Raw genomic sequence first — 14,084 nt, forward strand, 5'->3', positions numbered from 1 at the left:
TCAAAAGTTCAAAAGTTCAAAAGTTATTTTATTAAAACTTTCTGGGTTGCTTCTTTTGAACTATTTAAACATTGGATCTCATTGAACGTTCTAATCTACGATTAGAATTATTTTTTCTTCGATGACTTATGCGAGATCTCAAACTTCCCGATTTTCACGAAAAATCCGCCTTTTTGAGTTTCCGTTGCTTTTCCGGTCTGGAAATCTACCGGCGTTTTGGTTTTCTCCGAAAGTGTATTGGTAATCAGCGGAATCGGGTTTTTCATGTTCGAACCACCCGTGTTGGAGGCTAAATCTTTGCTTGGAGCTTTGTTCACGTCTTCATTGAAAGTCGGTGCAACCGGCTGTTTGTCGTCTTTAACCTGCGGCAAAATCGTCGGGTGGTGCGGCTGCGGCTTATTTTCTGCAAGCGGATTTTTCTCCGGTTCAGGCTGCACAGGAACCAGCTGGTCTGTGTTCTTTTTCTCTTTTTGGTTCGGAACCGGACGCTCATTCGATTGCGAAGCTGCATGGTTGTTTCCGTTTCCGGGTGCCGGATTGCTTTTCTGCGCTACGTACGTGTCATTCTCCCCGATTGATTCGATTGCAGGAACCACATTTGCAGGTTTCTTGTGATCCGTTTTACCGGAAGAACCTTTTTTATCTTTCTTGTTTTGAGCAAAAGTGTCCGCAGTTGTTTCCTTCGTAGAATTGTTATTGAATCCTAATTGGAAGAACAAAAGAAGGATGGCAGCTGCAGCGGCAATTCCACCGATCATTTTCCATGGAATCAGCGTTACTTCTTTTTCTTTCAGGTCTTCTTTGTTCGGGTAAACCACTGCTACCGGCTGTAAACGTGTTTCGCGGTAAGCTGCAACTACTTTTTGCGCTTCCGGATGAATCGCTAAATAACCGTCGAATAATTTTTCTTCGTTGGCAGAAAGCACCTGTTCCACTTTTCCGATCGCAAAATACTCCAGGTTTTCAGGAGTAACGATCGAAAGGTCTTCCTTTTTGAGTAAGCATTTTTGAAGCGGGTCCATTTTTTCCGGGGTGTCGTCCAGGAAAACCAATTCTTCGTCTACCTGTAATTCCGGGTTGGCAGCAAGGAACTCTTCAAACGCAATACGTTCCTCTTCGGAAAGCGTTCCTTCCAGATAATCCAGGTAAAAGGATTCGTAATTGTCGGTATGAATGAGTTTTTTCATGCTACTAATTCTGTTGATTTCAGGTAGTTCTTCAAGGTCTGACGGGCTCTAAAGATATACACTTTTACCTGTGATTCGTTCAGGGCCGTAATTTCTGCTATTTCATTGTAATTGTATCCTTCGTAGTCTCTCAGCAAAATGACGGTTTTTTGAATTTCCGGCAATTTGTTTACTGCTTCCTGCAGGGTTTTCTGAACGTCGAACAAATGGCTCAGCGGATCATCCTGTTTCACTTCCTGACTTTCGAAGCTGGTGGTGCGTTTTTCTTTTTTCAGCATGTCCACCATTTGATGGTAAGCTGTGGTGAATAAATAAGACTTCACTTTGGAAGCCTCGATCGTTTCATGTTTTTCCCAAACCTTTGCAAAAGTTTCCTGGATGATATCTTCGGACAACATCCGGTTTTGGGTGTGTTTGACTACAAACCGATAAAGATTATCAGCATACAATTCAACTGCCTCATTGTATTCTCTTCTTGTCATGTAGTCGTTTAACAGTGGTAAGACTATTTGGTACGGATAAAGTTACAGCAGAAAATGATTTTTTTTGAAAAAAGTTTCGAAGCCTTTGTTTTATAGTGAGTTGAAAGCGTATTATTGTAGTGATTTAACAAAAAGCTTATGAAACTTGTAGCAGTACTTCTTTTCACTTTCTTCGGATTTTCAACGGTAAAAGCACAATGTGACGCCGATGTCCGTGAAGCTTTCGGTGGAGTTGCTTCCATCACGATTTACAACACTTATCTGACTATCGGTGCCATTGCTGATGCACATGTGAATGCGGTGTATGATGCGGACCGCGTGAAAGAATTAATGGGTGAACAAACCGCGATGCTGCAGTCGGTGATCGATATGCTTGAAAAATGCAAAGTGGCGAAAAGCAACGGACTTTCTGCAGATGATGTGGAATACGTAAAAGATTTGATCGCCTGTCTTCAGTCCTTAAAAAAAGAGGCGCAGGGATTGAGCGATTATGTTATAGACCAAAATGCGGATGCTCAAACGCGTTACAATACCAACCGGGATAAGGCCTGGGACCAGATAAAAGCTTTGATGGGATTGGAATAGTAGGAAAATAAGCCCTTCAATAAACCAGAAAGACAGTTGCCATTTTCTGTATTCCGATTGTTTCGGAAAAACACTACTATTGAAGTTAAACAGACTGCTTATGAAGTTCTTTCTGATATTCTTTTTGATGGTTAGTCCGACCGCTTTCGCACAGTATGAACGCTATGTTGACCCGGAAGAACCTGCGCAATTTCCTGGAGGTTACAAGGAATACAGTAAATTCGCCAGAGCCAACTTTAATTATCCTCCGGATGCTATTGAAAAAGAACTGACCGGGAGATGTTACGTTTCTTTTACGGTTAGCAAAGAAGGAATTTGTTCGGATTTCGTCGTAAAGAAAGCGATACCGGATTGTCCGTCGTGCAATGCAGAAGCTTTGCGGCTTTTAAAATTAATGCCCCCCTGGGAACCTGCTAAATTGAATGGAAAGCCTATTGAGAGTAAGTTCACTCTTCCTGTTGTTTTTACCCTTGAATAACAGATGTCATGAAGTTCTTATTGTTTTTCTTTTTGATAGTGGGATTCCATGCATTTGCACAAGATACACTTTGTGATAATCCCGATGAAGCGGCTCAATTTCCAGGGGGATCGGGTGCTTTTAAAGCATTTATCGACAAGAACCTAATTTATCCCGAGGAATCATTGCAATACGAGGGGCTTTGTTTTGTGAGCTTTCTTGTTTGCGAAGATGGTACTTGTCAGAATTTCAAGGTCAGCCACGGTGTTTCAGATTGCCCCGATTGTGATCGGGAAGCGATCCTGATGCTACAATTGATGCCGAAATGGAAACCGGCATTGCGAAATGGAAAACCTGTTCCGGTTAAGCACAGTGTTAAAATTGTTTTCAGGTTGCAGGATGTCCTGGTGTCGGAAGGGATTGTGGAGAAAAAGAGGAAAGTAGCTATTGATAATGAAACACCTGCTGAATTTCCGGGTGGAACACCGGCTTTGAATCGTTGGCTTGGTGAAAATATGCATTATCCGCAGGAGGCTTTGGATTATGGGCTTACGGGAAAATGTTATGTGAAATTTGTGGTTGGAGCAGACGGTGTCTGCCGTGATTTTAAAATTCTACGTGGAGTTAGGGATTGTTTGAGCTGCGATCTGGAAGCTTTGCGCCTGTTTAGTATCATGCCCAAATGGAATCCTGCTACGAAAGAAGATAAGCCCCTTGAAGTATCAATGCGTGTTGCAATTACTTTCAAATTGAATTAGACTTTCTATCTTTAAAAAACCATCGTATGAATATGAAACAAATTTTATTGGCCTTTTCGCTCCAGTTCGTTTGTGGAATTGCTTTTTCACAGGAACCACCGGCTTTGACTGAGCCCGTGAAAGTTGAAAAGACCGAAGAACCCATTTACGGAGTAGTGGATGAGCCGGCTGTTTTCCCAGGAGGAAACGAAGGAATGACGAAGTACATCAAAACGAACCTGCATTATCCGCAATCTGCTAAGAAAGAAGGAATTGAAGGAGAATGCTATGTGGAATTTGTGGTAAGTAATAGTGGTTATGTCTCTTGGGTAAAAATTAGAAAAGGAATAACAGATTGCCCGGAATGTGAAATGGAAGCGGTTAGGGTCGTGAAGAATATGCCGCGCTGGACACCCGGAAAAATAGCAGGAAAACCTGTGAACAGTATGTTTGTGCTTCCCATCATTTTTGATCTGAATAATTAATTCATTCATGAAAAAATTAGTGATAATCTCGTTCCTGCAACTTATATGTGGAGTTGCTTTTTCGCAGGAACCTGTTAAAGCTCCTCCCGCTCCTAAAGAGGAAATAATGTACCCGGTTTTGGATGAACCCGCTGAATTTCCGGGAGGAATGTCGGCATTAAAGGAATACCTGAAAACAAACGTAAAGTACCCGGAATCTGCTAAGGAAAAGGAGATTGCGGGGAAATGTTATGTGCAATTCATAGTGAATGAACTCGGAGATGTCGCCAATGCCCAGGTGAAAAAGGGAGTAATAGATTGCCCGGAATGTGACAAGGAGGCGGTTCGGATCGTGAATACCATGCCGCGATGGACACCAGGTAAAATAAAAGGAAAACCAGTAAAGAGTACATTTACACTTCCAATTATTTTTAAACCTGAATAACTGGCTATGAAAAAATTAGTGATACTTTCCCTGTTACAATTTATTTACGGACTATCTTTTTCACAGACAGATCCCGAACCATTACCTGCATCCAAACAAACAAGCCCTCCGCCAAAAGCTGTCCCGAAACAAGCATCATCTGTGGAAGCAAAGGAACTTGTTTATGATACGCCTGAAGAACCGGCGGAATTTCCGGGAGGAACAAGTGCGTTAAAAAAATACATAGCTGAGAATTTAAAGTTTGAGGGAAGATGTTATCTTCAGTTTGTTGTTCTGGAATCGGGAGAAATTACGGATATAAAAGTAAAAAAAGGGGTTACCGATTGTCCGGAATGTGATGAGGAAGCTGTTCGGTTGATCAAATCCATGCCGAACTGGAATCCGGGTAAGCTCAACGGTAAACCGGTTAAAAGCCTTTATAGTCTTCCTGTTATTTTCAAATTAAACTAGTTTAATTCCCATCACACAGACGTCATCTGTCTGTTCGTGGTTTCCTTTCCAGTTCTCAAATTCTTCTTTTAAGGAAGCTTTGAGCTCAGCACCGCTTTTGTTCCGGTGAGCCTGGATAAAATCCCGGAAAGTCGCATACTTGTATTTCTTATTTTTCGGCCCGCCGAATTGATCTGCATACCCGTCTGAGAACAAAATGATCCAGTCGTTTGCTTCGAGTTGTATTTCATGGGTTGTAAATGGCTTCGCTCCGTCAAACTGTCCCACCGGCTGTTTATCCGGTGCGGTAACCAAAATCTCTTCTCCGCGGAAAATCCACAACGGATTGTTGGCGCCTGTCCACTGAAGCATCTTCGTTTCGTGATTGAAGCATCCCAGCGAAATGTCCATGCCGTCTTTGACCGAGCGGGCTTCTTTAGTGAGTGTTTGAACAACCAGTTCACGGACCTGGTCCAGTAATTCCCCGGTTCTTTGATGCGGATTCAAAGCCAGTGACTGGTACAAAGCGTTGATGCATAACACGCTTACCATTGCTCCCGGAACCCCATGTCCGGTGCAATCTGCCACCGCGAACCAGCTTAGGTGCCCCCGTTTTTCAAACCAGAAGAAATCCCCGGCGATGATGTCTTTGGGAGCGTAATAAACAAATGCATTTTCATCGAAACTAGCCTGAATCTCTGATTCCAGGGGTAAAAGTGCCTGTTGAATAAAACGCGCATATTGGATACTTTCCACGATTTCATGGTTCTTGGATTCTACGATGAGCTTTTGTTCCTGCAACTCGTGTGTACGTTCCACCACTTTTTCTTCCAGGTTTTCATAGGAAAGCCGCAACTTCTGCATCATGGAATTGAAGTTCTTCGAGAGTAAATCCAGTTCCAGGCTTCCGGTAATTTCGATGCTTTGGTCCAGGTTGTCGGTTGAAATGGTTTCTGTTTTCAGTGCCAGTTGCTGGATGGGTTTTGTCAATTTGCGTGAACGGAAATAAACAATAACTGTCAGTATCACCAGAGTCAACCCGAAAATGACGCCGAAACGAAGCAGCAGGTCGTTGATGAGGTTTTGATAGGGGAGGTCATTTGTTCCCAATTCCAGTACATACCCGGAATACAATTTCGATTCCAATACCGGGAGGAACACATATTCGGTGAATTCCTTTCCTTTGGAAGCCGGGTTGTCATTCTCAATGATGACATTTTTTTTCTTGTCCAGGCATTGGAGATAGGCTTTTTGCAGCCTGGGATCTTTGATGGAAATGTCAGGGATATTCTTTACGCCCAAATACAATTCAACCCGGTCAATGGCTTCGAACCGTTTGTCCAGGCTGCGGATTTTGGAAAGCAGGAGTTGTTTGAACTCGTCGGCTGATTTGGAATAAAAGCCCAGTTCAATGATGTGTTTTCCATCAGGCGAGGTTTGGTAGCTGTATTTTTTGATTTTTCCGGTCTTGATCTCCAGTCCGAAACGGTCTTCCTTGAACTTTTTGGATCGGAAGATCTGGTTGAAAAAAGGAATGAAGGTTTGATTGAGCTTTTTGAAATCAAGCCCGAGATCGGGTTTGAAAGTGGTATTGACAATGCGCAGGTTCCGGTCTATGAGGTAAATATCTTCGCGTGCCGGGTCCATCCCGAGAGAAGATCGTAAGCTGTTAAGGTCAACCGTTTTTGCGTTTTGCCGGGTCAATACGGATTGAATTTCACCGGAAACGTTTTGCATGCGCTGGATCAGGGATTGTTCGTGCGTGCGCATGGAAAAATCGTAGTATTCGATCAGATTCCGCGTTTCCTCCACAATGTTTTTCTTTTGCTGCTGAATGTCGTTTTCAACTTTGTCGAGATTGTATTGGTAAGTCAGGTAGAAAACGGTGGAAAAGATCAGCAGCACCGGAACAAGAATGTTCACCAGTAGTTGCCGCAGGATACTTTGTTTCGTTTTCACGAGGGTGAATTTATGGAAATAGTTGAAGCGGGAACGATTTATGTCCTTTTATCGGTAATAAATAAGGCAAATGCAGTAGGGACGCGATCCGTCGCGTCCCTACGCAAGATTGTTATTCATATTTCACACTCCGCGTTTTCATCCACAAGTTCACCAGCGGGATATCGAAGTATACGCCGAGATAAGCACGCCACATACCAAAATGTTCATCTTTCCGCAAAACTTCTTCTCCAGTATCAACCTGTTCAGTTATAATGCGTCTAACCTTGGGAGTATATTGATATCCCAGCTGTACGGTCAAGGGTGTTTTTGGAATTGCCATTCCGATGTTGAACCCCGGACTGATGAATTGCTCCCACTTAAAGGATTGGTCCAGTACATTTTCTGTGTGGCTCATGCGGTAACTTACCACTGCTCCGATATCAATAGCAGTAAGAGTAAAGCTTAAGCTCGCATTCGTACGTTTGTAGAGGTTTTTTCGTTTTATTTTTATATAATCCGGGTTTTCTTTGGCCAGATCCGGAAGCCGGGAAGTATTGTAGATTCGCTTACCGAATGTTTTTGTATAAGTGATGCCAATTGGTGCTGAGATTCCGTAATTCCAGGCACAACTGGTAAAACCATCATCCTTTCTTTTTGCATTTAAAAAACCTGCCGTTTCAAATCCGACATAAGGCCCGGCAAAGGCATTCAAAGTCAGGGAGTGCCACGAATTGCGTTTTTGTTTGTAAGATCCCGGAGGAAGTGCATAAGATTCAATCACTTTCTTAAGTTCTTTCTCATTATCGGATAATGCAACATCATTTAGAAAAGAAGCCAATTTCATAATCATTTGCATGGCTTTTTTGTCGGAAGAAATTATTGCTTGGGCAGCTATACTGTTTACCGGGAATTGGATAAATGAACTATCAGTATGACGTCCTCCCCAGTTTTTCCTATTTTTAATAAGGTAATCTAATGCACTTTTGTTCATTTTGTTTAAAAAGCGATCTATTCGTTTTTTCTCCCACTTATGTTCACCCTTTTTTAGTGCTATTGCTAAAGTATCTTTATTGAGTTTTAAATATTTTAGATTGCCGATATTTATAATGTTTTGTGGAGAGATCGAAACCACAATATCTCCCTTGTTTAAGTGCCGTGCAATTTTCGGGAACTTCTTAGATTTCACGCGCCGTTCTATAAAATAGTTATCAAGAGTACTAATGTCTATACGGTAATTTCCAGCACTTTTTGTTTTTGGGTTCAACGCAATTAAAAAAGGAGAATCTCTATGATAATTGTTTGTATCAACTATCAGGTATTCATTATAAATCAAACTATCCACTAGCTCTAACGTTTTTGATACTGCACCAGCATAATTTTTTTCAGATAGTAAATGATAGATCTCGAATGCATCATCTGCCCGGTCGAGGTATTTTTTGTAAACAGATTCTTTTCGCGTTGGAAGAGACGATCTTACTACCTGACTGATTAGCTGCCAGGTATTGTATCCGTCAAAAAGAACCGTTTCCCCTTTATCTCCTTTCCTGGATTGTTCAACCTGTTGCATGATCTTGTCAAACTGGCTTAAAGCCAGCATGGTGTTCCCGATCCATTTGGCAATATCCTTTTTATGGTCTTTGGTGATCTTATGCTCGAACTTCTGCAAAAACAGTTTATCGATGCTGTTTGAATATTTCATGTTTAGCAATTCCAGCATGATTTCCAATTGACCAAAAGGCATGGAGTTGATTTCTTCATACGTCAGGTTTCTTACGGAAGCATTGTTGACGATATAAAGCTCATTAGACACAGCATAGAGGAAAGTAATAATGCTATCCGGGAAATTGTCTATTTGTGTTGGATCATCCAGGTTCCGCTTCAAATAAAGTTGTTTGATCAGATCCCGGTAGGAAAGCCGGTTACTCACCAATTCACCTATTTCCCAGGAAATACAGGTTAGATCCAGGTACTTCTGCTGTTCTTTCGGGATGCGTTCTTTGATCCATTCGCTGCTTAGGATATTTTTAGGCAAATGAACGAAGTCTTTCGACAAAGCATATTTCCATGCAGAACCCATGTTTGGAGCATCAAAGACTTCGGAAGACTGTATTAAGTTCATAGTTTCAGGAAAGGCGGTCATAATTAGTTCGTAGCGTTCGGTATTGTTTCGCATCTGGTCGAAAAACCATAACACAGTTTCCTGTTTTACACGGGAAGCAATATAAGTAGCTACTGCATCTATCATTTCAGCTTCCGAAGGCATTTTCCAACCGGAAACCGAACCTGCTGAAGATTCCATGAGTGATATGGTTATTTGAGCATTTTGTTGTTGGATTGTATTAATTCTATTACCAAATTCTGTAATAAATGCTTTAACGTTATTCCAGTTCATTTTAATTCCAAGCAAATTATCTTTCGTTGAATCAACCTGGCTATTGAAAATAGCAAGTGCTTCTGAATCAATGTTCTTTTTTTCTTGTTGGATAGAATCTTGCAAATGAATAAGAAGCGCATAATTAAATTTGATAGAATCTGTGCCGTCAATGCTTTTAATTAAGGCTTTCGTATAATTCTTATCCCCTAGAATTATTTCGTCGAATTTGATCGAATTATGGAGTGAAATTTCTTCAACTTTTATTTCATTAGTTATGTTTTGAAGAATATTCTCGGCTTTTTGGAGGACATCTCGATTTCTCTTATTAAGTGTGTCCTTTTTTTGGAGAGCGATAACCGTTGTTTGAGTTGAATTTTTCCAATCGAGTATTTTTTTTACTTTAATCGAATCTGAAACGAACTGAGCTGTATTTTGTAAACTATCTAGTAGTGTTTCCATAACAGTAGAACCTTCTATCATCTTCTTAATTTCATAAGGTTCATCAGTCCCTGCATAGTAACAAAGCTTTGTTAGAATTTTTTTTGCCTCCAAAATCTTTACAGAATGAGGAATTTTAAAAAAACTATACATGTCCTTTGCAAGATAATATGCGTTAATGGGGACTGTGTCACTTTCTTTTGGAGGTTTGGCAAGATCCTTACCGACCTGAGCGTATCCCGAAAGGCCAAAAAGCATTACAAAAAAAGAGAATAACAGGATTTTTACGGTTCCATCCTGGGAACCTCGTGAATAGAAGTTTGGTTTCATTTTACGCTGAATAATAGTTAGTTAGCACCAAACTTACATATTATTCTGAAATATCAAATTAATTTTTTGATTTTCTTCCGGAAATAAAAAAGTCCAGGCATTAATCGCCTGGACTTTCAATGATTATTTTTCAAATCTTAAAACTCAAACGTTTCCATGAACTTCGTAGTGAAGTTTCCTTCGTTGAACTGTGGATCTTCCATCAGTTTTTGATGGAACGGAATCGTTGTTTTGATGCCTTCGATGATGTATTCATCCAATGCACGTTTCATCTTAAGAATTGCTTCTTCGCGTGTTTGAGCAACTACGATCAATTTCCCGATCATAGAGTCATAGTTTGGCGGGATCGTATAACCTGCGTAAGCGTGGGTATCGATACGCACACCATGTCCTCCCGGAGAATGGTAGCTTGTAATTTTACCCGGAGACGGACGGAAATCAGCGTACGGATCCTCTGCGTTGATACGACACTGTATCGCATGCATTTGCGGATAGTAGTTCTTCCCGGAAATTTTATCTCCTGCAGCAATTTTAATTTGCTCCTTGATCAGATCGTAATTGATTACTTCCTCTGTAATGGTGTGCTCTACCTGGATACGTGTGTTCATTTCCATGAAGTAGAAATCGCGGTTCTTGTCAACCAAAAACTCCACTGTTCCAACACCTTCGTAATTTACGGCCTTCGCAGCTTTAATTGCCGCCTGACCCATTCTTTCACGAAGTTCGTCAGTCATGAACGGAGAAGGAGTTTCTTCTACCAATTTCTGGTGACGACGCTGAATGGAACAATCGCGCTCGGATAAGTGACAGGCATTTCCGTACTGGTCACCTGCAATCTGGATCTCGATGTGACGAGGTTCTTCGATGTATTTCTCCATGTAGATTCCGTCGTTACCGAAAGCAGCACCTGCTTCCTGGCGTGCCGAATCCCATGCAGCCTGTAAATCTTCTTCTTTCCAAACGATACGCATTCCTTTTCCACCACCTCCGGCTGTTGCTTTCAGGATGATCGGGTAAACTACTTTTTTAGCAGTTTCACGTGCATCGTCCAAATCTTTCAATAATCCTGTTGATCCCGGAATACACGGTACTCCGGCAGCGATCATGGTTGCTTTTGCTGTTGCTTTATCACCCATTCCGGCAATTTGCTCAGGCAAAGCCCCGATGAATTTAATTCCATGCTCCTGGCAAACACGAGAGAATTTCTCGTTTTCGGAAAGGAACCCGTATCCCGGGTGAATCGCGTCTGCATTGGTGATTTCTGCAGCAGCAATGATATTTGCTATCGATAAATAAGACTTGCTGCTCTGAGCCGGCCCGATACAAACCGCTTCATCGGCAAAACGAACCGGTAGGCTTTCTTTATCAGCAGTAGAATATACTGCAACCGTTTTGATGCCCATCTCTTTACAAGTACGAATGATACGTAAAGCGATCTCACCACGGTTGGCAATTAATATTTTTTTGAACATAAAATCATGTTTAATGAATACCTAAGTTGTAGTACAACTTGTCGATTAAGCAGGATCTACCAGGAATAATGGTTGATCGTATTCTACCGGTGTAGCATCGTCAACTAATACCTTAACGATTTTACCAGTGAATTCAGCTTCGATTTCATTGAATAATTTCATTGCTTCAATGATACAAACTGTTTCTCCTTTGTTCACGGATTGTCCAACGCTTACGAAAGGTTCTTTATCCGGTCCGGAAGAACGGTAGAATGTACCGATCATCGGAGATTTAACAGTAATGTATTTTGAATCTTCTGTTGCTGCCGGAGCTGCTTGTGGCGTTGCCGCAGGCGCTGCAACCGGAGCAGCTGCAACTGCAGGAGCAGCCGCAATTTGAGGAACAACCGGAGCTGCTGCTTGCACGATGATTTGAGACTCCGCTTTTTTAGTCTCTGATTTGATCGTGATTTTAAAGTCTTTTTGCTCAATTTCTACTTCCGTAACACCTGATTTTGCTACAAACTTAATTAAGTCTTGGATTTCGTTCAGATTCATATCAGTATAATTTAATAGTTGTTTTTTCGATTATATTAAGAATTATAAGCCCATTTTACATACACGGCACCCCATGTAAATCCACCTCCGAAAGCGGAGAGGATTAAATTGTCGCCTTTTTTCAATTGCTTTTCCCAATCCCACAAACACAATGGCAATGTACCTGCAGTTGTGTTTCCGTAACGTTGAATGTTGATCATTACTTTTTCTTTCGGAACCCCCATTCTGTCGGCAGTTGCGTCGATGATACGGAGGTTTGCCTGGTGAGGCACCAACCAGTCTACATCTTCAGCCGTCAGGTTATTGCGTTGCATGATCTCAGCCGAAACTTCCGCCATGTTTGTTACTGCAAATTTGAAAACCTGTTTTCCTTCCTGCTTCACAAAGTGCAAACGCTTATCAACTGTTTCGTGGGATGGAGGCATGACAGACCCACCTGCAGGCTGGTACAAATATTGTCTTCCCGCTCCGTCGGATTTAAGGATCGCATCCTGGATTCCTAATCCTTCCGTGTTCGGTTCCAGCAAAACAGCGCCTCCTCCGTCACCGAAGATGACGCAAGTCGTACGATCTTCATAATCCAAAATGGCGCTCATTTTATCCACACCGATTACGATTACTTTTTTGTGTTTTCCGGATTCGATAAAACCTGCACCTGTTTGCAAACCATAGATGAAACCTGAACAAGCTGCAATCAAATCGTAGCCCCATGCATTTTTCAATCCCAGTTTATCACAAACAACATTTGCAGTTGAAGGGAAAGGGTAATCTGGAGTAACAGTTGCCAAAATCACCAGCTCGATGTCCAGCGGGTCGGTATTTGTCTTTTCCAGTAATCCTTTTACAGCTGCTGCGGCAATATCCGAACAAGCGCCTTCGCGAAGAATGCGTCGCTCTTTAATCCCGGTCCTTGTTGTAATCCATTCATCAGAAGTATCAACAATTTTAGCTAAGTCGTCATTTGTTACCACTTCCTCCGGAAGATACCCACAAATGCCTGTTATTGCTGCGGTGATTTTACTCATTTTATTGATTAAAAGCTTCGTTAATGTTTTTTGTAAGATCCGATTTTGCTACCTCATAGGAGTGCAGTAGCATACTTCTTACGGCCTTATCGTTGGAAATTCCATGACCGATTATGACATTACCTTTCACACCGAGGATCGGTGTTCCACCGTAATTCTCATAATTGAAACGGTCGAAGTATTCGTCACGCAAGCCCCGTTTACGCATGAGTGTGTAGATTCCTTCGGCTTGCTTCAAAGCAATGTTCCCGGTGAACCCATCACAAACAACAACGTCTGCCACACCTGTAAACAGATCACGACCCTCGATGTTTCCAATGAAATTGATTTCATCCGATTCAGCCATCAGTTTGTGGGCTGCTATCGTCAATAAATTCCCTTTGGTTTCTTCTTCACCAATATTCAAAAGCCCGATTCTCGGATTATCCACGCCATAAACACATTTGGCATAAAGACTTCCCAAAACGGCAAATTGGTAAAGAACATCAGGTTTGCAGTCTGCGTTGGCACCAACATCCAGTAAAATGGAGTTTTTGCCGTCAACGGTTGGCAGCACGGAGGTAATACACGGGCGAATAATACCGGCAATGGTGTTGATCTTATAGATTGCACCAACCAGCATTGCTCCCGTATTTCCTGTACTGGCAAAGATGTCGATTTCCTTCTTGGCGAGCAGGTCGAAACCAACCGCGATACTGCTATGCGGCTTGGTTGGAATTGCCCGGGTAGGGTGGTCGTGCATCGTAATGACGTCAGGGGCATGTACAATGTCATACCCGGCCGGATCTTCATTCAACGCGTTTAGGCCACTCAAGATTTGATCCTGGTCGCCAATCAACACGAGACGCACGTCCTGAGGAAGTTCTTTTCTAGCAAGTACAGCACCGGCTATATTGGCCTCTGGTGCGAAATCACCGCCCAAAATATCTATTCCTATCTTCATCAGGAGGAATGTTTACTACTAAACAGCGCGAAATTAAATCGCTACTTCTTTCTCAGCTACTACTCTTCCTTTGTAGTACAATTTGCCTTCATGCCAGTGTGCATGGTGGAACAAATGTGGTTGTCCGGTTGTAGGACAAGTTGCAATGTTCTTCGCGATTGCCTTGTCGTGAGTTCTTCTCTTGTCGCGACGTGTCGTGGACGTTCTGCGTTTTGGATGTGCCATTTTACTTATTTAT

At 42.0% G+C, this 14,084-nt stretch carries 15 protein-coding genes; 6 read left to right on the forward strand and 9 right to left on the reverse strand.

Annotated features, from left to right (window positions below; genetic code table 11):
* Positions 1-107 precede the first annotated feature (107 nt).
* Both ABDW02_RS14565 and ABDW02_RS14570 read right to left on the reverse strand, forming a co-directional pair.
* Positions 108-1,187 carry a hypothetical protein gene (locus ABDW02_RS14565; RefSeq protein ID WP_343635677.1) on the reverse strand — a complete coding sequence of 360 codons (1,080 nt, stop codon included), beginning with the start codon at positions 1,185-1,187 and terminating at the stop codon, positions 108-110.
* Entirely contained in the window at positions 1,184-1,669 is a 486-nt protein-coding gene (locus ABDW02_RS14570; RefSeq protein WP_343635679.1) for an RNA polymerase sigma factor, read from the reverse strand. Before ABDW02_RS14570 ends, ABDW02_RS14565 begins: the two co-directional genes overlap by 4 nt.
* A gap of 138 nt (positions 1,670-1,807) precedes the next feature.
* Between ABDW02_RS14570 and ABDW02_RS14575 the strand changes: the two genes are divergently transcribed.
* From ABDW02_RS14575 to ABDW02_RS14600, 6 genes are all read left to right on the forward strand, one after another.
* The gene (locus ABDW02_RS14575) at positions 1,808-2,254 is read left to right on the forward strand and encodes a hypothetical protein (RefSeq protein ID WP_343635681.1); all 447 of its coding nucleotides are present in this window, start codon (positions 1,808-1,810) and stop codon (positions 2,252-2,254) included.
* A 100-nt stretch (positions 2,255-2,354) separates the two neighbouring features.
* Entirely contained in the window at positions 2,355-2,732 is a 378-nt protein-coding gene (locus ABDW02_RS14580) for an energy transducer TonB (protein ID WP_343635683.1), read from the forward strand.
* Positions 2,733-2,740: 8 nt separating this feature from the next.
* Positions 2,741-3,469 (forward strand): energy transducer TonB, encoded by a 729-nt coding sequence (locus ABDW02_RS14585; protein WP_343635685.1) that lies wholly within the window; start codon positions 2,741-2,743, stop codon positions 3,467-3,469.
* 32 nt (positions 3,470-3,501) lie between these two features.
* Positions 3,502-3,933: an energy transducer TonB gene (locus ABDW02_RS14590; protein WP_343635687.1), complete on the forward strand. Its 432-nt coding sequence runs from the start codon at positions 3,502-3,504 to the stop codon at positions 3,931-3,933.
* A 7-nt stretch (positions 3,934-3,940) separates the two neighbouring features.
* Positions 3,941-4,357 carry an energy transducer TonB gene (locus ABDW02_RS14595; protein ID WP_343635689.1) on the forward strand — a complete coding sequence of 139 codons (417 nt, stop codon included), beginning with the start codon at positions 3,941-3,943 and terminating at the stop codon, positions 4,355-4,357.
* Positions 4,358-4,363: 6 nt separating this feature from the next.
* Complete coding sequence (locus ABDW02_RS14600; protein ID WP_343635691.1) at positions 4,364-4,807, forward strand: energy transducer TonB; 444 nt, start codon at positions 4,364-4,366, stop codon at positions 4,805-4,807.
* Here the strand turns inward: ABDW02_RS14600 and ABDW02_RS14605 are convergent.
* From ABDW02_RS14605 to rpmF, 7 genes are all read right to left on the reverse strand, one after another.
* Entirely contained in the window at positions 4,799-6,745 is a 1,947-nt protein-coding gene (locus ABDW02_RS14605; RefSeq protein WP_343635693.1) for a SpoIIE family protein phosphatase, read from the reverse strand. The genes ABDW02_RS14600 and ABDW02_RS14605 overlap by 9 nt on opposite strands.
* A 112-nt stretch (positions 6,746-6,857) precedes the next feature.
* Complete coding sequence (locus ABDW02_RS14610; protein WP_343635695.1) at positions 6,858-9,869, reverse strand: hypothetical protein; 3,012 nt, start codon at positions 9,867-9,869, stop codon at positions 6,858-6,860.
* Positions 9,870-10,006: 137 nt separating this feature from the next.
* On the reverse strand, positions 10,007-11,341 hold the full coding sequence (gene accC / locus ABDW02_RS14615; RefSeq protein ID WP_343635697.1) for an acetyl-CoA carboxylase biotin carboxylase subunit: 1,335 nt from the start codon (positions 11,339-11,341) through the stop codon (positions 10,007-10,009).
* 45 nt (positions 11,342-11,386) lie between these two features.
* Positions 11,387-11,878 carry an acetyl-CoA carboxylase biotin carboxyl carrier protein gene (accB, locus tag ABDW02_RS14620; protein WP_343635699.1) on the reverse strand — a complete coding sequence of 164 codons (492 nt, stop codon included), beginning with the start codon at positions 11,876-11,878 and terminating at the stop codon, positions 11,387-11,389.
* Between the two features lie 35 nt (positions 11,879-11,913).
* Complete coding sequence (locus ABDW02_RS14625) at positions 11,914-12,903, reverse strand: beta-ketoacyl-ACP synthase III (protein ID WP_343635701.1); 990 nt, start codon at positions 12,901-12,903, stop codon at positions 11,914-11,916.
* 1 nt (position 12,904) lies between these two features.
* The gene (plsX, locus tag ABDW02_RS14630; RefSeq protein ID WP_343635703.1) at positions 12,905-13,846 is read right to left on the reverse strand and encodes a phosphate acyltransferase PlsX; all 942 of its coding nucleotides are present in this window, start codon (positions 13,844-13,846) and stop codon (positions 12,905-12,907) included.
* Between the two features lie 33 nt (positions 13,847-13,879).
* Entirely contained in the window at positions 13,880-14,071 is a 192-nt protein-coding gene (rpmF, locus tag ABDW02_RS14635; RefSeq protein ID WP_144332201.1) for a 50S ribosomal protein L32, read from the reverse strand.
* Positions 14,072-14,084: the final 13 nt, after the last annotated feature.

The sequence above is a fragment of the Fluviicola sp. genome, assembly GCF_039596395.1.
GTDB lineage: Bacteria > Bacteroidota > Bacteroidia > Flavobacteriales_D > Crocinitomicaceae > Fluviicola.